The organism is Candidatus Poriferisodalis sp. (genome assembly GCF_965208925.1).
Lineage (GTDB): Bacteria > Actinomycetota > Acidimicrobiia > Acidimicrobiales > Poriferisodalaceae > Poriferisodalis.
The window spans coordinates 3,045,730-3,069,870 of the sequence record NZ_OZ242364.1; the positions used below are offsets into that span (position 1 = coordinate 3,045,730).

Here is a 24,141-nt window from a genome sequence, read left to right on the forward strand (position 1 = left end):
CTCAGCCCTTCACCGCGCCCGCACCAAGGCCCTTCACCAAGTGCTTCTGGAACAGGATGATCACGATCACGATGGGCAGCGTGATCGAGACCGCCGCCGCTGCGGCTTCGGTGATCGTGCGACTGCTCTCGCCGCCGGTCAGCGAGACGATGGCCACCGGCAGCGTCCATTCGGTGGGGGCGAGCACCCGCACGAACAGGAACTCGTTGTAGGCGAGCAGCATGGTGAACAGTCCGGTGGCAATGATGGCGGGCCACATCACCGGGATGATCACCTTGCGGAACGCCTGCAGGCGGGTGGCGCCGTCCATCATCGCGGCCTCCTCGAGCTCTTTGGGAACGTCGAGAAAGAAGCTGCGGAACATCCAGATAGTGAACGGCTGGTTGACCGCCACCAGCGCGAGGACGAGCACGAGCCGGGTGTCGAGCAGCTGCAGCTGGTCGATGAAGGGAAAGTCGATCAGCGGGAAGTCGAAGGTGCCGACGCCACTGGACTCCAGCCAGTCGTCGATCCAGGTGGCACCGAAGAAATACGGCAGCACGAATGCGCTACGAGGCAATGCCCTGAACCCCAATGCCACGATGAGGATGACGGCGCCTGATATCCCGCTGTAGCGGGCGAGGCCGTAGCCGGCCACCAACCCGATCGACAGCGAGATCAGCATCGTGAGGATCGTGACCACGATGCTGTTCACCAAGAAGTCGTACTCGTCGTTGGTCTCCCAGATCTTCGGAAATCGCCACATGGCCACCAACAGCACGGCGCCGGCGCCGCAGTACCAAGGCCAGCTGCGCCGCATTCGCTTGCCGACGAGTCCGAGCACGGCGGCGATGAGCCCCGCAGCAGCGATGTAGGCGAAGACCCCCCACATGTTGATGTCGTCATCGCCCAGCCAGAACGCTCGGTACGCATTGGCGGTTGTCTCGTATCCCCACAGCACCGGCTCACGGGCGAGCACATCTCGGGTGAACTTGACCGATGTCTGGACGGTCCACAGGAACGGCAGTACCGACCAGACGCACAGCACGCCGAGCGTGACGTGCAGCGGCACACGTCGTGCGATGCGCCGTGGAGCGGTGGCGGCGCCGCGCATCTCAGGTGCGCTCCGAGATCTGGTCCTTGTAGGACCGGTACAGGAACGGGATGAGCACCACGAGAATGCCGATGACGGTCAGCACCGCCATGGCGTTGCCTTTGCCCAGTCTTCCGATGTCAAAGGCCGTCGCAATGCGCACGTTGTACACCTGCAGCGTGTGCGCATCGGTGAAGCGATTCCCGGTCCACACGAAGACCTGGTCGTAGATCCGGTACATGTCCATGACCGAGATCAGACCGACGAACAGCACCAGCGTCCGCAGGTGCGGCAGGATCACGTGCCACAGGTTGCGCCAGAAGCCTGCGCCGTCGATAGCCGCTGCTTCGAGACGCTCACCGGGGAGGGTCTGCAATCCGGCAAAAAACGTGATCATCGCGAAGGGCATGACCGCCCACACCGCCTGGATCACGATGAGATAACGAACGTTGCCCGAGGTGATCTGGAACGGATCGTCGAAGATCACCTGCCAGAGCCATGCGATCAAGCCACCCCGGTCGAACAGGTCCTTGTACACCAGCGAACCGACGACCGGGGTCACGATGAACGGGGTGAGCAGCGCAGCCATGTAGAAGCTGCGGCCCCGAACCACCCGGTCCAACATGAGCGCTACGGCGAGCCCGAGCACCATTTGAATCGGCACCACGATGGCCACGAACAGCATCGTCCACCGGAATGCTGTCCAGAACTCAGGATCGGTCAGCAGGTCGGTGTAGTTCTGCAACCCGATCCACGACGGGTTCTTCAGATCACGCAGCAGGAGGCGATGAAAGCCCAGCCAGACGGTGGTCGCCAGAGGCACCACCATGAGCAGTGCCATCACCGCGACGCTGGGGACGGTGAAGAACCAGAACGTCTTGCGTTCCACTCACGTCCCCCTTCGGGTTCACTCCATCAATCTGGGCCTTCGAGAAGCGGGTCGAGATCGGCATCCCACGCTCCCCGCAATGTTCCCCGCTCCCGCTGCCCCGGGGCGACACCGCAATGCAGTGCCGCCCCAGGTGCACGGGGAGGGAACCTGATGAGCCGCTCGTCTAGTTGAGCAGCCCCTGATCGCCGGCTTCGGCGAGGTAGGCAGCTTCGGCAGCAGCCAGCGCTTCTGCGACGGGCGTGCCGTCGAGAATCGTGATGAGCGCCTCGCCCAGCTTCGCCCGGGCGATGCCCGCAGCGGGATGGGTGAGGTCGGCGCCGCGGCCGTTCACCAAGCTTGCCTGCGCGGCGGCGGCATCACGCGGGCCATTGGGATGGCTCACGCCGTTGCGGGTGACCAAGCCGAACTCGGCCGCGGCCTGCATGCTCTCCAAGTCGGTGGCCGCGAGCATGGCGAGGAAGATCGCCTCGACCTTGTCGGCAGGCGTGCCGACGGGAATGCCCCATCCGTCGATGTAGGCAGGTGCAGCCAAGATGCCGCTGCCGGTGCCCAGCGCCGGGGCGAACTCAATTTCGCCCACGACGATGGAGGCCTCGGGATCGTCCATGCCGGCTGCACGCGACGCCCAGGTATGACCCAGGATCGCCTCTCGGGTCTGGAAGGCGGCTTGCACATCGTCGGTGCTGTAGGAGCTGGCGATGCCCGGTGCGCACTCGTCGACCATCCGCTTGAGGGTCGTGGCCGCTGCAACGCCCTCAGGGCTGTTGAAGTTCGGCGCGCCCGTCTGCGGATCGATCGGCGTGACGCCCATCGAGCCGAGCACGGAGTCGAACTCGATCTGCCAGGCCCAGCCGGCCGACAGCATGTACAGGAAGCCGATGTCATAGCCCGAATCGATGATTGCTCGGCATGTCTGGAACGCCTCGTCGAAGGTCGTCGGCACTGACAGGCCGAGTTCCTCCATCGCCGGCTTGTTGTAGAAGACGTGCATGGTGTTCGACACCATCGGCACGGCGTAGATCTGACCGTCAATCGAGGCCATCGCCCAGAACGCCTCGTCGATCTCACCGAGATCGAACTGATCGCTGTACTTGGCCACCAGGTCGTTGAGCGGCATCAGGAAGCCCTGATTGGCCAGCTCGCCGATGAACGCATTCGAACCTTGGTACAGCTCGAACGTGGGCGAACCGGTCGCCGCGTCCTGAGTCATGGCGCTGCGGGCCTCGACGCTGTCGAGGAACTGCAGGTTGAAGCGGTAGTTGCCCTCCTCGCAGTCCTCCAGCTCTTCGGCGTACTGGGTGATGATGGGGAATTCCCAGCCGATCGCATCGATCTCGATGACCTCGGATGGATTCGGGATCGGACACTCGTCAGAGATCAGCTCCGCATCCATCATGTCGTCTTCCATGGCGTCGTCGTCCATGGCGTCATCGGCAGCGTCGTCCATGTCGTCTTCGTCGTGGTCGTGACCGTCGTCTTCGTCGTGGTCGTGGCCATCGTCTTCGTCATGGTCGTCGTCGGCGCCAGAGTCCGCCGCAGTTGCGGCTGTCTGCGACCCGCCGCTGTCGGCGTCGTCATCGCCGTCGTCGCTGCTGCAAGCCGCAGCCAGCAGCACGAACGCGAGAAGGACGGCGATCAGCCGCCAAGCCTTCCCTGTGGTGGTCATCATGAGGTTCCCTCCCGGGTGATACGTGCGAACGAGAACCGGAGGCTCATTTCCCGGTTCCCAACAACTCGAGCGGCGCGACGTAGCCGGCCGCATCGAGACCGAAGCCCGCATGGGCGGCGCGTGCCAGCGTCTCAGCGGGCCATTCGACCCTGCTGGGGCTGTCGCTGCCGGTGACGATCACTGCGCGTGCGGACGTCGTACCGACGTTGCGCAGATCCCGCCATGCCGATGCGGGGATAGATGCAAGTGAGCCCATGACGGGCCGTGTGGAGACTTCGTGCGCTGGCTCATTGAGCGCAACTTCCCAGTCACCCTCGATGAGCAGCACAACCTGGCTGTCATCGTGACGATGGAGGCCCGTCGACGCTCCTGGAGCTGCCCGGAGCCATTCGAGTGCAAAGCCGTGGGGGGTGCAGATCGGTGGCCTGCTGCGCCGATCCTGTGTGAGTCCGTGTCCGATGACCGGCGCAAGCTCCACAGAGTGCTCAGGGCCGAGCACGGTCGACAGCAGAGCCGTCTGCGACCAGCGAAGCTGGCCTGGCTGCACGAGTCGATCGCTCAGCTCAGACTGGCTGTAGCTGTCGATGCTCACGAGCTGGTGATCGCTGAGCGGTTCGAGAACCTCAGCGGGGACGTCACCATTGCGCGCATCGACGAGCGAGTTGTCACGCCCGAGATACATGCCGGTTTCCGCTGCCTCGCGCAGCACGGCCGGCTCCCAGATGATCCCGCCGGTGTCGTCGCCGCCGAGCACCACGAACAGGAACCCGTCATCGGGACCGGTGTTCTCGAAACCACGAAACACCCAGGTCGGCGCCGAAAAGACATCGTTGGCCGCCAATCGGACAGCATGCTCCCGCCCCCGGCCGACGTCGATCCGCCAGCTCCCTCGGGTACAGATGAACACCTCGGGCGTGAAGTGCAGGTGGGCGTTGTTGTAAACGCCGTGGGGCATCGTGGCGGCGCCCACGTTGTAACCATGCGGCTCGGCGATGCTGATGTGCTGGTCGGCGTTCTGAGAGACGCCGGGGCCTACGAACGAATAGCTGGCCTTGCCCTTCGAGCGCTCGATGCGAACATCGACGAAGGCCTGGGTATCGGCCACGAAATCAATGGGTTGCACGACGCGTGCGGCCAAGTCGGCTTCAGTAACCGTCAGCGCGGGTGTGGTCATCGGTCGCTTCGCTTCGACGTTCGGCCAATGCGGAGGTGGCCGTCTACGACGACATCTGTCGGTCGCGACGTCGACGTCGTGTCGACGAGCAGTTCGGCGGCATGCTGTGCGAGCAGCTCAGTCGGCTGAACCAGCGTTGTCAGATCGATGCCCGCCCATGAGGCCTGCGGCAGTCCGTCGAATCCCGTGACGGCCATGTCATCGGGGATCCGGACGCCCCGCGACTCCAGTCCATCGATGACGCCGAAGGCAACTTCGTCGCTGCCGACCATCACGGCGTCGGGAGCGAGCCGGGCGATGCGCTCGGCGCAGGCATAACCCGCGTCGTAGCTGAACGCACCCGCTTCGATGTAGGGCAGTGCCACGCCGTGATCGCCCATCTCTCTGGCCGCACCCCGATACCGCGCCTGATCGGTGGAGATCGACGACACGCCGCCGACGAAGACGGCTGTCCGGCAACCCTGATCGACGAGGTGCGACGCCAACAAGCGGCAACCGGCTTCATTGTCGACAGACACCGACGACACCAACCCAGATGCAGCCGGCTGGTTGAAGGCCACCGTGGGGCTCGACTGGCGACGCATAGCGCTGAGCTGGTCAGGCCGGATGCTGGCCGAGGCGAGCAGCAGCCCGCTCACCCGGTACTGGCGAACGATGTCGAGCACGTCGTCGACCTCGCCTGGGTCGGTGAAGCTGAACAGCAGGAGCTGACGCCCGCGCAGCGCCAGCTCGCGGGTGACGGCCGACAGGACGTTCTGCCAGTACTCGCCGTACGCCGGCACCACGGCACCCACCACGTTGCTCTGCTGGGACTTGAGGCTGCGGGCGAACGCATTGGGTGCGTAGCCGAGTCGTTCTGCCGCTGCGCTGACCCGCTCTCGAGTCCGTTCTGAGACCAGGTGCGGAGCCGAAAACGTGCGCGCCACTGTGGCTTGCGACACGCCTGCCTCGATGGCGACATCCGTGGAGGTCGCGGGACGCGCCCCGCTGTCAGGAGCCTCAGTCCCCCCCGCCATGCGGCGAATCCTATGAATACGTAGTCATTCCGTCAACCGAAACCGGTTGCAGTGCCCTGACCTGCACCTTCAGACGGAAGGCGCTCAACCGGTGTGCAGAAGTACCTGTTTCCACACTGCCGTGTCGTCGATCAGCACCCATTCGCGCAGGACACCGTCAGGCCCGAATTCGCAGTGGCTGATGCCCATGACGTGCACGTCGGCACCGGTCGGGGCGCCAAAGCGACCCTCGCCCTCATGGACCCCGTCGAGCGACCAGCGAAGAGCTGCACGTGGCGGACGGTCAGGCTCACGACAACCGATCCGGTGATGAACAGTGAACTGTGCCGACGGGAACGACGAGGTAAGCCCGAGCCAGAAGCTGTCAGCGCCGTCCCATCCGTGCTCGGTGACGCCACCCGGCAACTCGAGATGCGCAGCGCGGTCGTACTCGGTGCGGATGGCAGCCAGATCACCCGCCATGATCCGGCTGAGCAGCTCGTCATATCGGACGCCCTCGGGGTCATCGTTACCCACTCCGCGGTAGCGGCCAGCCACATCGCGTGCTTGCGAGAACGGCTGAGCAGACTGACCAGGGCCGCCCTCCGCCTCGATTTGACCGGCGGAATAACGCTTTGGATCCACGCCCAGCAAGCGCACGATGGCGCCCTGATCCCGGATCAGCCATTCGTCGTAGATCTGGCCGTCCCTCGCCGCGCAATCCGCGATGATCCGGTACTTCAGCCGAGTGCGGGTGGCGGCACCGTAGATGCCGTCACCAAGATGTGTGGCCGTCGACAATATGCGGTGCGACGACAGGAATCCGCCGTCGTCATCGCTGCACCAGATGACGTCTTCACCGAGCAGCTGACGGTCCGGAAACTCCGCGAGCGTGGCCAGCGTGGCGGCAATGACCGCCTGGTTCCCCACCACGACGCCCGCAGGTGAACGAACGACGACGTCATCGGCGTAGAAGCGATTGAGGGTGTGCACACCTCGTCGTTCCCAGATCGTCTCCGTGACGCCCAGGATGAAGTCGCGCGGATCATGGAATTCCTCGCCGAATCCCTCCATGCTCATCTTGCGACTCCTCGCTTTGCCGCCGCAGTCCCACTTAGGGATGGCCGGGGTTCGATGCAGTACTGCATACGTAACCATTGCAGGTGGCGGACAACAACTCCGGACTCGATGTCTCGATCGCAGCGGTCCCGGCGACGACGCTCGCAGATTGGTGCAATAGCGTGATGACGGACTCGCGGCAGTCTGCGTGGCCGCGTCATGGGAGTACATGCATGACCTCCGCAACTGGGCTCGTACTCACCGAGCCACGGTCGTTCGAGCAACGCAGCTTCGAGTTGCCCGACGTCGGTGCCGACGACGGCCTGCTGCGTGTCGAGGCCTGCGGGTTGTGCGGGACCGATCACGAGCAGTACACGGGCCACATCACCAACCGGCATGCGTTCATTCCCGGACACGAGGTGATCGGCGTGGTCGAGGAGTTAGGGGACGCCGCCGCCGAGCGATGGGGCGTGAACGCCGGGCAGCGAGTGGCCGTCGAGGTGTTCCTGTCGTGCCGCAACTGCGACCAGTGCCGGGCCGGGCTCTACCGGCGATGCGAGCGCAACGGCTTGGCCACGATGGTCGGCTTCACCGACGCCGACACGCCGCCGGGCTTGGGCGGTGGCTACGCCTCACATCTGTACCTGCGGCCCGACTCGATGCTGATGGCAGTACCGGACGAACTCGATCCGGTCACGGCGACACTGTTCAACCCGCTCGGAGCAGGAATCCGGTGGGCGGTCGAGATCCCTGAGACCCAGCACGGCGATGTCGTCGCGATCCTCGGCCCTGGGGTGCGAGGGCTCTGCTCTGCAGCCGCGGCGAAGGAGGCCGGTGCCAGCTTTGTGATGGTCACCGGCCTCGGCGAACGAGATGCCGAGCGACTCGCTCTTGCGCCGGCATTCGGCGCCGATCTGGCGGTGGATGTGGCCATTGACGATCCCAACCGGGCGCTGCGTGACGCCGCCGGCGCTAAGGCCGACGTGGTCGTCGATGTCACCGCGAAGGCGCCGGCCGCACTGGCACAGGCGGTTCAGCTCGCCCGCCCTGGCGGCACGATCGTGCTCGCGGGCACACGCGGCTCCCCCGAGACGCCGGGTTTCGACCCCGACCACGTCGTCTACAAGGAACTTCGGATATTCGGAGCGCTGGGCGTGGACGTGACCGCGTACCGCAAGGCCCTCGACCTGCTGGTGTCGGGCCGCTACCCGTTCGCGGATCTCCCCCGTCAGGTCGCCGGCTTCGACGATCTCGAGCCCCTCATCCAGACGCTCGCCGGCGAACGCGCAGGTATGCCGCCCGTTCATGGCGTCTTTGCGCCATGAACCATCAGACACAGCACGGTGTGTTCCGACCAGATCTGGTCAAGCCATAGGAGCAGTCACATGAGCCGACCCACGTTCGAGACCTTCAACCAGGAATGGGCCGACAAGGTCATCGGCCGGGTGTCGCGCAGCGGCATCGACGGCTACCTGGGCATCAAAGCGGTCGAGTTCGAGGCTGGCCGGCTGGTGTGCGAGATGCCTGTCACCGACGAGCTCGTGACGATGATGGGCACGATGCACGGCGGCTGCCTGTCAGCCATGTGCGACCACGTGCTCGGCGTGGTCATGTACCCCGTGATGCCGCCCGGCTACTGGGCGGCCACCACCGAGTTCAAGATCAACCTGCTCGCCCCGGTCACCGGAGGCACATGCGTCGCCACCGCCGAAATCATCTCGATGAGCAAACGGCTCGCCGTCCTGCGGGTCGAGATCGAGAACGAGGGCCGCATGGTGGCTGTCGCCCAAGGAACGACCACCATCGTTGCGCCGAAGAACCCCAGCTAGCACGGCTCTAGTCTGCGTTTATGCTCCAGATGCAGTCCACGGTCTCTGCAGACGGTCAGGTCTCGCTCTGCCTGGCGGAGGTCGACACGCCGACCTTGTCCGACCGCGATGTGCTGATTCGAGTCGAGGCCACGCCGATCAACCCCTCCGACCTCGGTCTGCTGTTTGGGGGTGCAGATGTCGCCACCATCGAAGCGAGAACGGTTGATGGGCAGCCCGGAATCACCGCCACCGTTCCGCCAGCGGCGCTGGCCGGACTCGCCGGCCGCATAGGCCAGTCGCTGCCGTGCGGCAACGAAGGGGCCGGCACTGTCGTAAGCGCCGGTTCGGACCCCGGCGCACAAGCACTGCTCGGCAAGACGGTGGCGGTACTCGGCGGTGCCATGTACAGCGAGTACCGGGTGATGCCGGCCCAGCACTGCTTGGTGCTGCACGACGGGACGACGGCGACTGAAGCCGCGTCGTGTTTCGTCAACCCGCTGACGGCGTTGGCGATGGTGGACACCATGCGGTCCGAGGGCCACTCCGGCATCGTGCATACCGCTGCGGCATCCAATCTGGGGCAGATGTTGGTCAAGATCTGTCAGGCCGATGGGGTGGATCTGGTCAACATCGTGCGCCGACCCGAACAGGTCGAGCTCCTCAGGTCTCTCGGCGCGGGACACGTTTGCGATTCCAGCCAAGAGAGCTTCCACGACGACCTCGTTGCGGCACTGGTTGCTACGAAGGCAACGGTGGCCTTTGACGCCACTGGAGGCGGCCGGCTCGCTAATCGGATCCTCAACGCCATGGAGGCCGCAGCCAGTGCCGACGCCACGGCTGCCTACAGTCGCTACGGCTCAACAACACACAAACAGGTGTACATCTACGGCGGGCTGGAGCGCTCTGTGACGGAGCTGACTCGCACGTACGGCATGGCCTGGGGAATCAGCGGCTTTCTGCTTCCCAATTTCCTGGCCAAGGTCGGCCCAGCACGAGGCCAAGAGCTGCGTCAGCGTGTTGCGGACGAGCTCTCCACCACCTTCACCAGCAGCTACACCAAGCAGGTCAGCCTGGCCGCCGCGCTCGATCCAGCCGAGATTGCTGTGTACGCCCGTCAAGCGACCGGCGAGAAATACTTGATCGCTCCCCACACCTAGGACGGAAGGAGAAACGGAGCCAATGCCCGCACAGAGCCGACTCACGTACATCCAGCACATGGTCCTGATGATGGTGATCGCCGTCGTCGGCTGGGCCGTGTTCCTGGGCCTGTTCCTGCTGATCTTCACCGACAGCTACGAGCCGTCGGTTTCCCGCACGGTGTGGTGGGTCTGGCTGATCGTCGGCACGATCGTCACGTTGATCACGATGTTCGTGTGCTTCCGGGTGCTGCAGACGCCACGCCAGTGGCGCAGCTCGGCTGCGATCGCGCTGCTCGCGCCGGCGATGTGCCTGGACGCACTGACGACCACCTACTTCAACGACTGGTTCGACCAGGGCATCCACGACGACACCGCCTACTCGGCGCTCATACTCGGCGCCGCAGGCATCTGCCTGCTGGTCGCCATGATCGTCAACAAGCCCACCGCCGACAAGTCCTAGTCCGCTGCTGAGCGCTGCGGCCGGCTCAGCTAGCGGCTGAGCAGGCTCTTGACCCGGCGGACTGCCGGCGTCCAGAACCACTCGGGCTCGGTGAAGCGGCGGTAGTCCTCGCCGGGCAGCTCCATCGGGTCGTAGTAGCTCTTGTCGGTGTGCTTGCGGAGGTTGTTCGACTTCTTCAGCACCTGCAGGTAGGCGTAGACCGTCCCTTTGTGGGTCCATCCCTGCCGGTGGTAGTTCCAGTTGTCGGGGGCCAGTTCCTGTGCTGCGGCAAAATGCTTCAGCGCCCGCTCGCTGTCGCCGGCCGCCTCGAAGTAGAGCGCCAGCTTGAACGTGGCTTCGGCCAGCAGCGCATCGTCGTCGATGGGCTTGAGCCGGGAGGCAAGGTCCACGCTTGACCAGACGTGCTCGCTGTCAGCTCCGCGCTCGATCCAGTCTCGGGTGGCTTGGGCGAACGCGTTGTCGCCCAGCCGAACCTTGCCGAGGCCGAACTTGATGGTTGTCTCGGCCGGATACACGCCCTCGTTGCTGCGAACGATGTGGCCCTCCTCGTCGATCCACGCAGCGGAGGGCACGTTCACCCAGCCGAACAGCGAGCTGATCCGGTGGGTCGGATCGACGACGCAGCGGTAGGTGGGCGATGCCCGGTCGAACCACTTGCCCACGGCGTCCTCGCCGCCCGAATCCTGCGCCACGCTGATGAGCTCGAACCGGTCCGGGCCGATCGACTCGTACAGCTCCTGCCAGACCGGCAGGCTGACTCGGCAGCCTCACCACGATGACCAGGTGAACAGCACCACCTTGCGGCCTCGAAGGTCTGACAGCCGCAGGGTGTCGCCGTTGCGCTCGACCATCTCGAAATCGGGGGCGATCCCGGACTCCAGCCCGACGCGCCGCACCTCGGGCACAGATCCCACACTCCACACGTCGCCGTCGCGCACGTACCGCTGACCGATCATGTCGGCGAAGGCCGAGTAGTGAAGCCACACCCAGTCGTCGGCGTCTGCGATCCACGCTTCCCGCTTGGCCTCCGGCAGCGGCACGCAGAACTCGCCGAGGCACGCACCTTCGGGCTTCAGCTGCCAGCCAGTGGCCTGCTGCAGCTCGTCAAGCCGTACCCACAGCCCGTTCGGCCCATCAGTGCGCTGCGCGACTGCTGTCGTCTGGTCGTTGGCAAGGATGATCACGTTTGCACCGCGAGTTCAGGCTCTGGACCTCAAGGGAGCGCTCCGCCTTCAGTCATGCCGAGCATTATCTGACCGTACTGTTCATAGACGACTGCCGACACCATCAAGTGCGACTGCACGGTGTAGATGTCCCGCAGGATGCGCTGCATCCCGCTGTCGTTCATCACCGCGCTTCCACCGGTGAAGCGAAACAGTTCGCTCACCAGCTCGAGAGCTTCGTCTGTGCACCAGACCGCCGCTGCCTGTGCTTCGGTGACGAGCACCGGATCAGGCAGACCCTCGGCTGCTGAGTCGAACAGGCGCTCCATCGCATCGGCCATCGCCAAAGCGCAGGCGTTCATGCGGATTGTGCCTCGGCCGATGGTTCGTTGGAAGACCTGCCGGTCAGCAAGGCTGATGCCGCCGAGGTAGCCCCGCTTCTTGGAGATGGCGCTGTCAGTCGCCGTTCGCAGCGCCAATCGCCCGAGGGCATAGGCAAAGCTGCCGTGCTCGTTGACGACAAAGGCGGGAAGCCCAAGGCGCATGAGCGCGCCTCCCTTCGGCGGCTCGCCCGAGAACACGTCGACTGCGAAGCCTTCGGGAACGAAGACGTCGTCGAGTTCGTAATCGCAGCTTCCCGTGCCGCGCATGCCGAGGGTGTGCCAGTTGTCGTGCACGATGACATCGCCCGCGTGCACCAATGCCCTGATGACCGGCGGCCCGTCGCCTTCGCAGAAGACTGGCACCAGCACCCAATCGGCGTGCTCGACACCGCTGCCCCAGGCCCAGCGGCCCGACACCTGGTAGCCGCCATCGACCCGACGGGCGGTGCCGCCTGGCCGCAGCGAGGCCGCCATGAACGGGAAGCCGTCAGCCAGCACCGTCTCGGCCGTCTCACCGGGCAGTGTCGACAGCGTGGCGCCGGTCGCTGAAGCCGTGATGAACATGCACCACGCGGCCGCCGGGTCGATCATCGTCACCGCCTCGATCACATCCATCTGGGTGACCGGGTGCGCTTCGGCGCCGCCGAAAATCCGCGGCGACTTCAGCCTGAACAGCCCTGAGGATCGCAGTGCCTCAACCGAGGTCGGCGACAGGCGTCGTGACCGTTCGGATTCGTCGCGGCCAGCCGCCAACGCGTCGGCTGCCGAATCGACTGCCGCAAGCAAGTGCTCCCGGTTGGATTCCCGATCCTCGGGAAACTGGTTCTCGTAGGAACTCACCGCCTGCTCAGATCGCGTCGACGATGTGCTGCACCTCGCTGAGATCCCTCGACAGCAGTGACGCACGTACCTCGTCAGGCTGGTTCGCGAACTTCGGGTCGCACTGAGGACCGTTGAGATGGTCAATACCGGATTCCTCGACGGTCGGGCCCCATTGGCTGCCACCGTTGAAGCCCATCTGCCCAGGGTCGGTCATGTCGATCGTGTTCGGTCCATAGCTGGCGTCCACCCGGTCGCCGTCGCACATGTGCTCGTGAACGTGTCCGTACGGGTCATGCCAGTAGTCGTAGATCTGCGAGCCGTACACATGGCGCCCGACGCCCCATGCCAGGGCGTACGGAGCACCCTCGGCCTCCCGCTCCCGGAAATGCATGTGGCCTCGGAAGACGTCGTCCATGCTGAACACTTCGAACGCCGCATGGCTGAACTGCGCTTCGGGAGTTCCGTCCATGAGCGGCAGCACCAAGATGCTGTGGTGATCCGTCTCCGCGGCGCCCCGGTCCATTCGCATGAACTGGAACATCACATCGGAACCCGTCGCCTTGATGAGCTCGACGAGCGGCGGCGGGAAGTGCTCTTCTGCCCCAGGCGGGATGATCATCCGGGCTGAGTCGCTGACCAGCATGCCGAAAGTGTCCGCCAGGAACGTCATGAATGCCTGGTGCGCGCCGGGAGGCACAGCTGCGACCACGTGTCCGAGCCGGTACACCTCGGACGGACCCGGGTCCTTCTTGATCGGATAGCGGTTCCCGACCACGTCCTGCTCGACGCCGATCCGATCATCGACGCCAGCGTGGTTGTAGGTGTGCCGGCCGCGTCGCGGTGCGAGCGGTTCAGCCTGCTGGCCGTGCACGGCCTCGAGCACGAACCCGCTGATGGGCTCGACGAAGTGGACTCGCTTGCCGCCGCCAAGCCGGCCTTCGGCACCAGCGATGTCGTGTACCGGCGAGCATCCGGGCACCGAGGCTGCGAGTGCAGCCAGATCGGCCTCGGAGTCGACCTCGAATGCGAAGCCGATGAACTTGGCCGGACCCCGGTGCACGACATGGAGGAACGGCATCGGTTCCAAGCCGCGCGAGAGCAGCACGTCGTCATCGCGGTGCGCGACCACGAGGCCGAAATCGGAGACGAATGTCTCCATGGCGTCGAGGTCGGGCGCCGAGAAGCGGATGTACGCGACATCCTTCGCCTTCACGATCGGCGCCGCCGTTTCGGGCAGTGTCGCAGCATCAGTCATGTCGCCTCCCTGTGGTTCCCGCTCGTGTTCGCTGTCGCTCACGAGCCACTCGGGCCACGGCTTCGCCTGCCGGCTGAGCCTCCCCGGAGTCGCAAGTACCGTAACCCAGCGGCGCAATCGGGTTCCTAGCGATGCCGTACAGGGCGCGGACGCCCAATGGGAGGTGGTCTCAGTGGATCTCGGACTGGCCAGTCGGTCGGCGATCCTGATGGCATCGAGCCGCGGGCTGGGACGTGCGTGTGCGCACAGCGTGGCGCGCGAGGGCGTCAATGTCGTCATCAACGGACGGACTGCGGCGGACGTGGAGCGGACCGCCGGCGAGATCGCCGCTGCCTACGGTGTGAACGCCCTCGCCGTGGTGGGCGATGCGACCGAACCCGACACGCACGACCGACTGCTCGAGGCGTGCGGGGAACCCGACATTGTGCTGCTCAACGGCGGCGGCCCGCCGGTGACTGCGCTCGCAGACATCGAGCCCGAGCAGTGGCAGGACGCTGCACAACGGCTGATGATCTCGCCGCTGACGTTCGTGCAGCGGGTCGTTCCGGGGATGCGGGAGCGACGGTTCGGCCGCATCGTGGCCATCACCTCGGCGATGGTGAAGGCGCCGAACCCGGCGCTGGGGCTCTCCGCGGGCCCGCGGCTCGGCATGACGGCAGTGCTCAAAGCGCTGTCCACCGAGATCGTGATGGACAACGTCACGATCAACCAGCTGCTGCCCGAGCGCATCGATACCGAACGTCAGCAGTACATGGCACGCCTCATCATGGAGCAGCGCGGCGTTACCTGGGACGAAGCCCGAGCAGCCCAAGCGGCGATGATCAAGGCCCAGCGGCTCGGCCGTCCCGAGGAGTTCGGCGACGCGTTCGCGTTCCTGTGCTCGGCTCAGGCGGGCTACATCAGCGGCCAGAATCTGCAGCTCGACGGCGGCAGCTACGCGGGCGTTTTCTAGACCGCGCGCTCGCCGACGCGGGGTCAGTTGCCTGCAGGCGGGGCGACCGAGGTGTCGGGCACCCAATTGCCGTGGAAGCCGTAGGGCACGCGCTGAGGCAACGGCACCCGGGCCACGGGTGGGCGGCTGAGATCGCTGGCATCGAGGATGACCAGCTCGCTGCCGTGCTTCGTCTCGTCATACACGAATGACATCAGCCAGCCGTCGTCCTCGGCGGACCCTTCGGGATCGGCGATGAATATCCCCTCGCCGGTGCCCCGGCCCGGCCCGTGGTCGTGATAGGAGATCCCCCCGGAGCGATAGTCGATCTTGCAAGTGGCGCCCGGAATGAGGCCATCGCCGACGCTCACCGTGTAGCCGTAGCGGTAGTCGCGGCCGACACGGTCGGCGCTGACGTGCGGGAACTCGTGGAACCGGTCGTCCACCCGCTCCTCGCTGACCCGGCGTGTGGCGGGATCGATGGTCCAGCGGTCCAGCGTCGGCTGGGAATCGCCGGCCGGCCCCAGCTTGTCGCGCTCGAACATCTTGTCGTAGCGGCACAGGTCGAGCACCACACGCCCGTCGCCGTCCTCGTAGGCGTTCAGCGAGTGGAACACGTAGCAGAGCCCGACATCGCACCACACGATCTCGTCCGCCGTTCCCTCACGGGGCAGGAGCCCGACCCGGGCGCCGTAGTCGGGATCCCAGCGGAACGGGAACGACGACTCCCCGCTGAGCGCTATCTCCAGGTCGACGGTGACGGGCAGGTCGTAGATGACTGCGTAGTTCTCCGTCAGCGCCATGTCGTGGATCATCGTCATGCCGGGCAGCGGAACCTTCACCGTCTTGGCCACGCGGCCATCGGTATCCACCACGACGTACTCGACGTGGTCGAACAGGTCCTGCCACGCGTAACAGATTGCGTGCATCTGACCGCTGGCCGGGTCGAACTTCGGATGCGCAGTAAAGCCGTTCGGCAGCGTCCCGGAGAAGTCGTTGCGGCACACGGTCGAGAGCTCGTAGCCGAGCTCGGTCGGCAGCACGCCGCCCTCCACGAGCGCCCACGTGGTGCCCGCAAACCCGATGACGCTGGTGTTCGGCGAGAAGTCGAGCTGTCGGGTGGGGCCGGGGACCGCGGGCTCGCCGAGCAGCTCGGTGACGTCGTCGCCGCGGACCCACCGGTTGCGGTACCACTCGGCCCGACCGCCTCGCAGCCGCACACCGTGCACCATGCCGGTGCCCATGAACCAATGACTGCTGGCGGGATCCGGGGGCACGATCGGATTGCCGCCGTTGCGCAGGTACCGGCCGTCGAGCGATTCGGGGATCTGCCCGATGACCTCGAGGTCGAATGCCGTGACCTCGCTGGTGACCCGTGCAAAATTGCCTTCGAGGTACGGGTTGGCGGATGCTGCTTCAGCAGTCTCAGTCATGGGGCTTACCTTCGCAGATCGACGTGGCGGCCGATGACGTTGCGGGTCACGGTGGCCACATCGTCGTGCTCGAGGCCGTAGGCCCAGTCGGTGCAGCCGGTGGTGAAGACCTCGCCGCGGCCCCGCTCGAACCATCCCATCACCGCTGCGCCGTGCTCGAAGCGTGCCCGGTTCTCCGGGGTGTCACCGCCGCCGAGGCGCTCGGTCACCCAGTTGAGCTCGCCGACGTAGGTGTCGGGCATCCCGGGCGGGGCATCGGCGGTCTCCCACAAGCGTGCCGGCGCAGTGCCGAGCACCTCGAAGTTCGCGGGCGTGCCCGCTGATCCGACTGCCACCGGCAGACCGTCCACCAGGGCCAGCTCACAGCCGTCGCACTCGTAACCCACCACGACCGGTTCGCCGCCCAGCACATCGCCTGCCATCAACCGCAGACCGTCGAAGGCCCAGTGATCCGGCCGCCAAATGCTGTAACCGCCCGAGCCCTTCGGTGCCCTGCGGGTGTGCGCGTAGCCGCCACGGGTGAAGGTGACCCCGGTCATCTCGGACTCGGGACGGCCGGTGAGCGGGTCGCTCCACATGGTCGAGACGGTGTGTTGGGCATCGGTTCCCATCACCGGATCGAGTTCGAAGTCCAGCTTGTAGCCGATCACCCGATCGTCGGCACCGAAACGGACCTGCCAGAACGCCGTGTTGCCCGAGAAGAAAGCTGCCGCGCCGCCCGCCTCGATCCACTCCTCGACCTGGTCGCGCATGGCCGCTGACCAGTACTCGTCATGGCCGACGCTGATGTAGAGGCGTCGACCGTCCAGCAGGTCCGGGCGGGAGTGCAGGTCGAGGCTGGTCGCGTAGTCCAGCGCTACACCGTTGCGCTCAGCCCAGCTCACGAAGAGCCGTTCCCAGTTTGCCCATCCCGCTGCACCCGACCAGTACGAGTAGGTGTCGAAGTACTCGTTGACCTCAGGTCGAGGCAGCTGCGGGAAGCGGGCGACGCGATAGCGGTGCGGGTCGGGCTTGTCCAGGAAGCCGCGCGGCAGCGGCCGGTGCTGGGACGACTCGTGACCGCCGGTGTAGAAGCTGGGCCCGCCCCAGTCGTTGTACGCAGACCAGGTCGAGGTGGACAGCACCAGCAGCGTCTCGGTGGGCTCAGCGGCGCGCACCACGAAGAACGCTTCGGCAACCTCGCCGTCGCTGGCCGTCAGCCGGACGAGGTAGAAGCCAGGCGGCCACGCGGGGTCGATCTGCATCGAGAGCGACGGGCTCCAGCCGCAACCTTCAGTGGCACAGTTGTCAGGGACCGGCTGCTCGACGACCGCCAAGTCCCATGTCCCGACAAGTAGCTCGGAGGCACCGATCCGCAGCACCTCCACCCGGCAGGAGCCGCCGGTGGCGCTGACCATCAGGTCGACGGTGTCCCCGGCGGCGCCGCTCTGCGGCCAGCAGTATCCCGCGATCATGCGGCGACCGTAGTTGGCTCGTCCCCGCGGCAGCGGGGTGCAGGTGCCCTCAGTTGGCGTCGATGAAGTCGATCAGCACTTGCGCCAACTCGGGACCCTTGTCTTCCTGCAGGAAGTGAGCTGCGCCCTCGATGGTGACGTGCGCCTGGTCGTGCGTACCGGGCACCACCTGACGGAACGGCTTGTCGGCACCCGCAGTCACCGGATCCTGGTCGCTGAAGCAGCACAGGAAGGGCTTGTCGAACTGCTGCAGCACTCCCCACGCGTCCCGATTGGGCTGGGCTTCGGGGTCGTCGGGCGAGGTGCAGACGAACGACGGCCAGATGCGAGCGCCGGACTTGTACGAGTCGTCCGGGAAGGGAGCGTCGTAGGCAGCCACCGCCTCGGGCTCGAGATCGGTGAGGCAGCCTCCGTTGACGATGTCGCCGATCGGGAACACCGGTGAGGTCTGGGAGAACTTCTGCCATGCCATGAACGCATCGCTGGGCGGGCGGTCTCCCGTGGGCAGGCCCGTGTTGGAGATGGCCACACGGGCGAACCGCTCGGGTTGGGCGGTGACGAGCCGCAAGCCGATGAGCCCGCCCCAGTCCTGCCCGAAGAACGTGATCTCGCTCAGGTCAAGGGCATCGAAGACCAAGCTGGACATCCACGTCACATGGCGGGCGTAGCTGTAGTCGGACTGCTCTGCGGGCTTGTCGCTGCGGCCGAAGCCGACCTGATCCGGCACGATCACCCGATGGCCCGCGTCGGCCAGCGGCCGGATCATGTGCCGGTACAGGTACGCCCACGACGGCTCGCCGTGCAGCAGCAGCACCGGGTCGGCATCGGGCGGTCCCTCGTCGATGTAGTGGACGCGCAGCGAACCGCCCTCGCCATCGGGAATGTCTGCGTAGTGGGGCTCGAAGTCGTACCCCGGAAGATCGGCGAAGCGCTCGTCGGGCGTTCGAAGGGTCTTCATGGTGATTGCTCCTCTTGGTCGAGTCGAGACTGGTCGAGTTCGGAGAGAACGCTGGCCGGGTCGGCGTCAGGCGGTGCAAGCAGGCGCAGGCGCGCGGTGAATCCCAGGTAGTCCCACATGAGGTGCTCGCCGTCACGCCAGCGGCGTACCTCTATCGGCCCCGACGATCCCTCCAGACCGTGAGGGCGCAGCACATGCACGTGGTCCTCGAAGCTGGCGACAACGTGGATCTCGGTCGACTTGTCGAACTCCGCGACATCGTGCACGCCATTGCGCAGCGTGCCGTCGCAGCGCATGTCGTGGATGATGCCGGCGCCGGTCACCACTACCCGATCGGCGGCCTGCTCGATGCGCTGCACATGCCCGATGGCAGGATGGCCGGGCTGCGCAGTGCCGTGCACGTACACCTCGGCGGTCTGCCAGAAGCCCCGCATGTCGGGCGCGCCGTCGCACAGGGGCTGGGTGCAGCCCGCCAGGATCGCTGGCGGCCACTGCGTCCAACCCCCCGCCGGGGTGTACGCGACGGGAATCGAGTCGGCAGTCAACGTCATCGCCGTATCTCCTACTGGCGGGCCATCTCGGTGCGGGCTGCCGTCTCGGCGTCGGCTCGCGACGCGCCGCTGCGGTCGATCTCGACGGCATGCAGGGCGCCGCTGAAGGCGAAGGGCGCCTCGTACCGAGGCGACACTGCCTGCCCGTGATCGAGACCGACGCTGGAGCCGATCGAGGAGATGATGCGCATCATGTAGGGAAGCTCTGCGCTCCCGCAGGGCTCGCCGTCGATCTCCAGCTCGATGACGCCTTCGGTACGGCTCGTGCGCCGCACCCGCGCCGCCAGGACGCAGTCGCCTGCTGGCACCTCCAGCTCGGACTCGACCACCGTGTGCTCGCCGAATGAGTTGTAGTCCGCCACCAGGCGTCTGTTCTGCACGAACACCGACATGCCCGAGTTGGCATTGCCGGTCGCCCACAGGACACCGGCGTCATCAGCACCGCGGCTCACCTGCGCCGTGAGCTCCCACGAACGGCCTGACGGCGACGCCGAGGCCGCCGAGGGAATCGGCGACATCGGCGGGCGGTAGCGGTAGCGCCGGTTCGTCGGATGGGGCGAGTGATCATCTCGCCGGGCGACGAACAGCTCGATCATGCGGTCATCCAGCGGCAGCACGCCGTGGCGCTCGGCCTCGGCCCACCACAGGTCGATCAGCTCGTCCAGCTTGCCGGGATGGATCTCGGCAAGGTCGTTGCACTCGGACCGGTCCGATGACAGCTCGTACAACTCCCAGCGGTCGTCGTCGAAGGATTCCCCCTTGACGTGCCGCGTCACCGCCTTCCAGCACACGCCGTCCTGCTCGACCACGAGGGCGCGGGAGCCGGACTGCTCGAAGTACTGGAGCGTGTTGGTGGCCGGGGCGCCTGCGTCGGCGAGCACGGAAGCGAACGAGTTCCCGGTGACCGGCAGCTGCGCGTAGCCACGGAACACGTCAGGCGGCGCGATGCCCAAGAGTTCGTACACCGTCGGCGCCACGTCGGACACGTTCACGAACTGGTCGCGGCGGCTGCCCCGCTGGTCGGCGGCGATGCCGGCGGGCCAGTGCACCACCAGGGGCACATGCACCCCGCCCTCGTGGGTGTTCTGCTTGTACCACTTGAAGGGGCTGTTGCCGCACTGGGCCCATCCCCACGGGTAGTTGGTGTGCGAGTTGGGCCCGCCGATGTCGTCGAGGCGGTCCATGACGTCGTCTGGGTCGTCAACGATGCCGTTGAAGTACTTCATCTCGTGCATGACCCCGAACGGTCCGCCCTCCTGGGAGGCGCCGTTGTCGGCCAGCACGATCAGGATCGTGTTGTCGAGCTGGCCCATCTGGCGCAGCCCGTCGACAAGCCGGCCGATCTGGTCGTCGGTGTGGTCCAGGAACGCGGCGAAGGCTTCCTGCAGGCGGCAGGCGAAGCGGCGATGGCTGTCGGGCAGCTCTGCCCACGGCTTCACGCCCGGGTTGCGGGGCGCGAGCTGGGTGCCTTCCGGTATGACGCCCTGCGCGAGCTGGCGCTCGTACCAGCGCTGGCGCACCACGTCCCAGCCCTCGTCGAAACGTCCCCGGTACTTGTCGAGGTACGCCTGCGGAGCCTGGTGCGGTGCGTGGGTCGCGCCGAATGGCAGGTAGGCGAAGAACGGCCGGTCGGGGCGCACGCCCTTGCTGTCGTTGATCATGCGCAGGAGCTGATCCACCAGGTCTTCGCTGAGGTGGTAGCCCTCATCGGGCCCGCCGGGCGGGTCGATGTGGTGGTTGTCGACAACCAGCTCGGGGTGGAATTGGTCGGTCTCACCTTCGAGGAAGCCGTAGAAGCGGTCGAAGCCGCGGCCCAGCGGCCACTGGTCGAACGGCCCGGCCGCGGAGATGTCTTCGGTCGGCGCCAAGTGCCACTTCCCGCAGCAGAAGGTGGCGTAGCCCTGTGAGCCGAGCACCTCGGCCACGGTCGCCGCATGGTTGGTGATGTGGCCGAGCTGGTGCGGGAAGCCCGTCCGGTGGTTCGACACCGAGCGCATGCCCACTGCGTGCTGGGACCGTCCCGTCAGCAGTGACGCCCGGGTCGGCGAGCACAGCGGCGTGACATGGAAGTTGGTGAACTGCAGACCGCCTGCGGCGAGCGCGTCAACGTGGGGTGTGTCGATGTCAGACCCGTAGCAGCCGAATTGGGCAAAGCCGGTGTCGTCGAGCAGCACGATCACGACGTTCGGCGCATCGGGGCCCGGGTGCGGCGACGAGGCGAAATGCGGCTCAGACTCGGCCAGCGTGCGGCCGATGCGGCCTTCGAAGGGGGCGGGTTGGATCGGATGTGTCATCGATGCTCCGATGCTCGTCACAGCGTGACCGTCGTGAGGTCGTCGCCGATGATCACTTCGCCGTTGAAGTGGGCTGCAGCCAGCTCGATCCACTCCGGATACTGCTCGGGCGTGGGCGCCGGCACCATGTGGGTCAGCACGAGCCCTTTGGCGCCGGCCCGAGCCGCGGTCTGGGCTGCCTGCTCAACGTCGGAGTGGTAGTCGAGGATGTCCTGGAACATCTCGTTGGGGGTCAGCCTGACGAGGTCGCTCCTGATAACCGTCTGGACGTAGGCATCGGCGCCTGCCGCCAACCGGTCCACGCCGTCGCATGGGACCGTGTCTCCCACAATGGCGGCCACCGCACCGTCGTGCTCGAGGCGGTACCCCAGCGTCGGTCGCACCGGCGCGTGATCGGTCGCCGCCGTGCTGATGTGAACGTCGTTGACGTCGAACGCATCGCCCGCTTCCAGCTCGGTCACCTCGACCTGTGGTTCGTTGACCAGCACGTCGTGGTGGGCGATGCGGTAGCCGATGTCGGCCTCCAGCGCACCGAGCTGGCGTTCGACGAACTGCGCCGTGCCCGGCGGGCCGTAGACATTCAGCGTTGCATTGCCCTGGCTCATCACCCAGTGGGTCGTGATCACGTCATTGAGCGCACACACGTGATCGCTGTGCAGGTGGGTGATCAGCACAGCGCTCAGGAAGACCGGCAGCGAGCCGCCGCCGGCCATGCGCATCACGGTCCCGCGGCCGGCGTCGACGAGGATGTGGGTGTCGCCTGCCTTGACCAGCGTGGATGGTCCCGCACGGTTGGCGTCGGGCAGCGGCGATCCGGTCCCGGTCAGCACGATGTCCATGACGCACCCCTGGTTGCCGAGCTGTCCCGGCCGGACCTCGACAAGCCGGCGGCACCCTAGCATTCTTTTGCCAGTATTCCTGCCAAAACCTTGCGAGTGCCGTGGGCGTCAGCGCCGCACCAAGGTTCACTCGGATTCAAGCTGGAACGCCGCACGGTAGGCGTCGCAGACGGCTCCTTCTTCACCCTTCGCGAAGCGGCCGAGCAGGATGCTGTTCTCGAGCATGGCCACGTAGGACATCTCGCCGAACATCGACGCCCGTTGGCGTTCGTCCGGAATCACGAGCGCCTGCCCGATCGTCTGTGTCTGCGGATCGTCAACCGAGGCATACAGGTCGGGTCGAATCGGGCCAGGAAGGGTCTCGAGGCTGTCGAATTCCCCTGCTGCAATCGGGCCGTCGGCGATGACCTTGGCTCGCTCCGGGTGCAGCAGCGGGAGGAATGTCGCTGATCCACGTGCGGGCTCGACCCGTACACGCGGCAATAGCTTTCGCAGGCCTGCCGGAACCTCATCTGCCAGATCGAGGACACGCGCCGTCGGGGCGATCTGCGAGGTGATGTCGATTGGCTTGCCGCGTCGCAGTCGGCTGATGGTTGCGCGCACGGCATTCGCGGTGGGCGCGGTGTTGAACAGCAGCTTGCCCATCCTGAGCGCCTCTTTGATCGTGCCCTTTGTGTCCTCGAAGCACTCCGCCTGATAACGGTCGAGCAACGAGCTCGGGGCCCTGCCGGCCGCAACGAGGCCGATCTTCTGGCACAGGTTGCGGGAGTTGCGGATGCCCATGTTCAAGCCTTGCCCCAAGAAGGGCGACGTCTGGTGGGCGGCGTCGCCGCAAAGAAAGACGTTGCCGAACCGCCAGCGATCGGCGATGAGCGAGTTGAACTTGTAGATCGTGTGGCGCAGCAGCTCGGTGTGGTCAGGGTCGCAGAACGGAGCGATCAGCTCACGGATCCGCTCAGGCGACTGGATCTCCAAGATGTCATCGTCGGGATTGATCCTGAATTCCCAGCGGATGTGATTCTCGACTCCCATTGGCAAGTACGTAGTCGGGCGTTCTTGATCGACGATCTGATAGGCGCATCCGTCGTCGCCTATGCGGTGCTCTGGTGCTGCAATGGCATCGACGACGAGGAACAGCACATTGTCGCCGAGTTGGGTCAGGCTGCCGCCGGCTTGCTTGCGCACGAAGCTGTTCGCGCCGTCGCATCCGAGCAGATACCCAGCGCTGAGCTCGCTCGTATCGCCGCTCTGAAGCTGCTCGATCGTGAGCTGCGCTTCGCCGTCGGTGTGCAGCTTGCGAGCGCTGCAGCCGAAATACGCCTGGATGCCATCGTTGGCGCCGATTGCGTCTCGAAGCACTGCCTCGACTTGAGGCTGCACGAACCAGTTGCGCGTGTCGCCGACTTCGAGCGCCGTGTAGGCAAAGGGCTGGTCGAGCTTGTCCTGGTCGAGGTAGTAACCGGCGCCCGGCGTTCGCTTGAGCGAGATCCGGTCGAATTCGGCGCCCAGGATTTCTTCGAGGATCGCGCACGAGTAGGCATCGAACATGACCGCTCGCGGGTACGGGTAGGGATGCTCGTGTTCTTCGATCAGCGCCACCTCCATGCCGGAGCGGGCCAAGTGCAGGCTCGCGATGCATCCGACCGGTCCCCCGCCGACCACGATCGCGTCGTACTGTCGCCGGGCCGACAGCGTTTCTGGCACGGCCGCAACCATAAACGGCCCCTGTGACCGGCGAAGTGAGATGACTGCACCCACCGATGAGGCCGACCAGTATGGTCCGCCCA

21 protein-coding genes are annotated in these 24,141 nt (G+C 65.9%); 5 read left to right on the top strand and 16 right to left on the bottom strand.

Annotated elements, in window-relative coordinates:
• Position 1: 1 nt before the first annotated feature.
• The 6 genes from ACOGI5_RS13395 to ACOGI5_RS13420 form a co-directional block, all read right to left on the bottom strand.
• On the bottom strand, positions 2 to 1,093 hold the full coding sequence (locus tag ACOGI5_RS13395) for a carbohydrate ABC transporter permease (protein ID WP_419864908.1): 1,092 nt from the start codon (positions 1,091 to 1,093) through the stop codon (positions 2 to 4).
• 1 nt (position 1,094) lies between these two features.
• Positions 1,095 to 1,961: a carbohydrate ABC transporter permease gene (locus ACOGI5_RS13400; RefSeq protein ID WP_419864909.1), complete on the bottom strand. Its 867-nt coding sequence runs from the start codon at positions 1,959 to 1,961 to the stop codon at positions 1,095 to 1,097.
• A 166-nt stretch (positions 1,962 to 2,127) separates the two neighbouring features.
• The gene (locus ACOGI5_RS13405; RefSeq protein WP_419864910.1) at positions 2,128 to 3,630 is read right to left on the bottom strand and encodes an ABC transporter substrate-binding protein; all 1,503 of its coding nucleotides are present in this window, start codon (positions 3,628 to 3,630) and stop codon (positions 2,128 to 2,130) included.
• A gap of 46 nt (positions 3,631 to 3,676) precedes the next feature.
• Positions 3,677 to 4,807: a cupin domain-containing protein gene (locus tag ACOGI5_RS13410; RefSeq protein WP_419864911.1), complete on the bottom strand. Its 1,131-nt coding sequence runs from the start codon at positions 4,805 to 4,807 to the stop codon at positions 3,677 to 3,679.
• Entirely contained in the window at positions 4,804 to 5,823 is a 1,020-nt protein-coding gene (locus tag ACOGI5_RS13415) for a LacI family DNA-binding transcriptional regulator (RefSeq protein ID WP_419864912.1), read from the bottom strand. Before ACOGI5_RS13415 ends, ACOGI5_RS13410 begins: the two co-directional genes overlap by 4 nt.
• Positions 5,824 to 5,907: 84 nt before the next feature.
• Positions 5,908 to 6,876 (bottom strand): ester cyclase, encoded by a 969-nt coding sequence (locus ACOGI5_RS13420; protein ID WP_419865491.1) that lies wholly within the window; start codon positions 6,874 to 6,876, stop codon positions 5,908 to 5,910.
• A gap of 218 nt (positions 6,877 to 7,094) precedes the next feature.
• Here ACOGI5_RS13420 and ACOGI5_RS13425 point away from each other — a divergent pair, with 218 nt between their 5' ends.
• Genes ACOGI5_RS13425 through ACOGI5_RS13440 form a run of 4 tightly spaced genes read left to right on the top strand, consistent with a single transcriptional unit; the run spans position 7,095 to position 10,271 of the window.
• On the top strand, positions 7,095 to 8,186 hold the full coding sequence (locus ACOGI5_RS13425; protein ID WP_419864913.1) for a zinc-dependent alcohol dehydrogenase: 1,092 nt from the start codon (positions 7,095 to 7,097) through the stop codon (positions 8,184 to 8,186).
• A gap of 60 nt (positions 8,187 to 8,246) precedes the next feature.
• Entirely contained in the window at positions 8,247 to 8,690 is a 444-nt protein-coding gene (locus ACOGI5_RS13430) for a PaaI family thioesterase (RefSeq protein WP_419864914.1), read from the top strand.
• 20 nt (positions 8,691 to 8,710) lie between these two features.
• Positions 8,711 to 9,829 carry a zinc-binding dehydrogenase gene (locus ACOGI5_RS13435; RefSeq protein ID WP_419864915.1) on the top strand — a complete coding sequence of 373 codons (1,119 nt, stop codon included), beginning with the start codon at positions 8,711 to 8,713 and terminating at the stop codon, positions 9,827 to 9,829.
• A 22-nt stretch (positions 9,830 to 9,851) separates the two neighbouring features.
• The gene (locus ACOGI5_RS13440; protein WP_419864916.1) at positions 9,852 to 10,271 is read left to right on the top strand and encodes a DUF5367 family protein; all 420 of its coding nucleotides are present in this window, start codon (positions 9,852 to 9,854) and stop codon (positions 10,269 to 10,271) included.
• A 29-nt stretch (positions 10,272 to 10,300) separates the two neighbouring features.
• On the opposite strand, the gene ACOGI5_RS13445 is transcribed toward ACOGI5_RS13440, so the two are convergent.
• Genes ACOGI5_RS13445 through ACOGI5_RS13455 form a run of 3 tightly spaced genes read right to left on the bottom strand, consistent with a single transcriptional unit; the run spans position 10,301 to position 13,894 of the window.
• A complete protein-coding gene (locus ACOGI5_RS13445; protein ID WP_419864917.1) occupies positions 10,301 to 11,455 on the bottom strand; it encodes a redoxin domain-containing protein in 1,155 nt (384 codons plus the stop codon).
• Between the two features lie 29 nt (positions 11,456 to 11,484).
• Positions 11,485 to 12,657, bottom strand: a complete 1,173-nt coding sequence (locus tag ACOGI5_RS13450; protein ID WP_419864918.1) for a hypothetical protein — start codon at positions 12,655 to 12,657, stop codon at positions 11,485 to 11,487.
• Between the two features lie 7 nt (positions 12,658 to 12,664).
• The gene (locus ACOGI5_RS13455; RefSeq protein WP_419864919.1) at positions 12,665 to 13,894 is read right to left on the bottom strand and encodes a hypothetical protein; all 1,230 of its coding nucleotides are present in this window, start codon (positions 13,892 to 13,894) and stop codon (positions 12,665 to 12,667) included.
• A gap of 172 nt (positions 13,895 to 14,066) precedes the next feature.
• Here ACOGI5_RS13455 and ACOGI5_RS13460 point away from each other — a divergent pair, with 172 nt between their 5' ends.
• The gene (locus ACOGI5_RS13460) at positions 14,067 to 14,846 is read left to right on the top strand and encodes an SDR family oxidoreductase (RefSeq protein ID WP_419864920.1); all 780 of its coding nucleotides are present in this window, start codon (positions 14,067 to 14,069) and stop codon (positions 14,844 to 14,846) included.
• A gap of 23 nt (positions 14,847 to 14,869) precedes the next feature.
• Here ACOGI5_RS13460 and ACOGI5_RS13465 read toward each other — a convergent pair whose 3' ends face one another.
• The 7 genes from ACOGI5_RS13465 to ACOGI5_RS13495 all read right to left on the bottom strand — a co-directional run bounded on the left by ACOGI5_RS13465 (position 14,870) and on the right by ACOGI5_RS13495 (position 24,058).
• On the bottom strand, positions 14,870 to 16,258 hold the full coding sequence (locus ACOGI5_RS13465) for a carotenoid oxygenase family protein (protein WP_419864921.1): 1,389 nt from the start codon (positions 16,256 to 16,258) through the stop codon (positions 14,870 to 14,872).
• Positions 16,259 to 16,263: 5 nt separating this feature from the next.
• Positions 16,264 to 17,712: a N,N-dimethylformamidase beta subunit family domain-containing protein gene (locus ACOGI5_RS13470; RefSeq protein WP_419864922.1), complete on the bottom strand. Its 1,449-nt coding sequence runs from the start codon at positions 17,710 to 17,712 to the stop codon at positions 16,264 to 16,266.
• Positions 17,713 to 17,761: 49 nt separating this feature from the next.
• On the bottom strand, positions 17,762 to 18,670 hold the full coding sequence (locus tag ACOGI5_RS13475; protein ID WP_419864923.1) for a haloalkane dehalogenase: 909 nt from the start codon (positions 18,668 to 18,670) through the stop codon (positions 17,762 to 17,764).
• On the bottom strand, positions 18,667 to 19,221 hold the full coding sequence (locus ACOGI5_RS13480; RefSeq protein WP_419864924.1) for a hypothetical protein: 555 nt from the start codon (positions 19,219 to 19,221) through the stop codon (positions 18,667 to 18,669). The genes ACOGI5_RS13475 and ACOGI5_RS13480 overlap by 4 nt, the downstream gene beginning before the upstream one ends.
• An 11-nt stretch (positions 19,222 to 19,232) precedes the next feature.
• Positions 19,233 to 21,515, bottom strand: coding sequence for an arylsulfatase (locus ACOGI5_RS13485; protein ID WP_419864925.1), 2,283 nt, complete (start codon positions 21,513 to 21,515; stop codon positions 19,233 to 19,235).
• A 17-nt stretch (positions 21,516 to 21,532) separates the two neighbouring features.
• Positions 21,533 to 22,354, bottom strand: a complete 822-nt coding sequence (locus ACOGI5_RS13490) for an MBL fold metallo-hydrolase (RefSeq protein WP_419864926.1) — start codon at positions 22,352 to 22,354, stop codon at positions 21,533 to 21,535.
• A 126-nt stretch (positions 22,355 to 22,480) separates the two neighbouring features.
• Positions 22,481 to 24,058 (bottom strand): FAD-dependent monooxygenase, encoded by a 1,578-nt coding sequence (locus ACOGI5_RS13495; RefSeq protein WP_419864927.1) that lies wholly within the window; start codon positions 24,056 to 24,058, stop codon positions 22,481 to 22,483.
• Positions 24,059 to 24,141 lie beyond the last annotated feature (83 nt).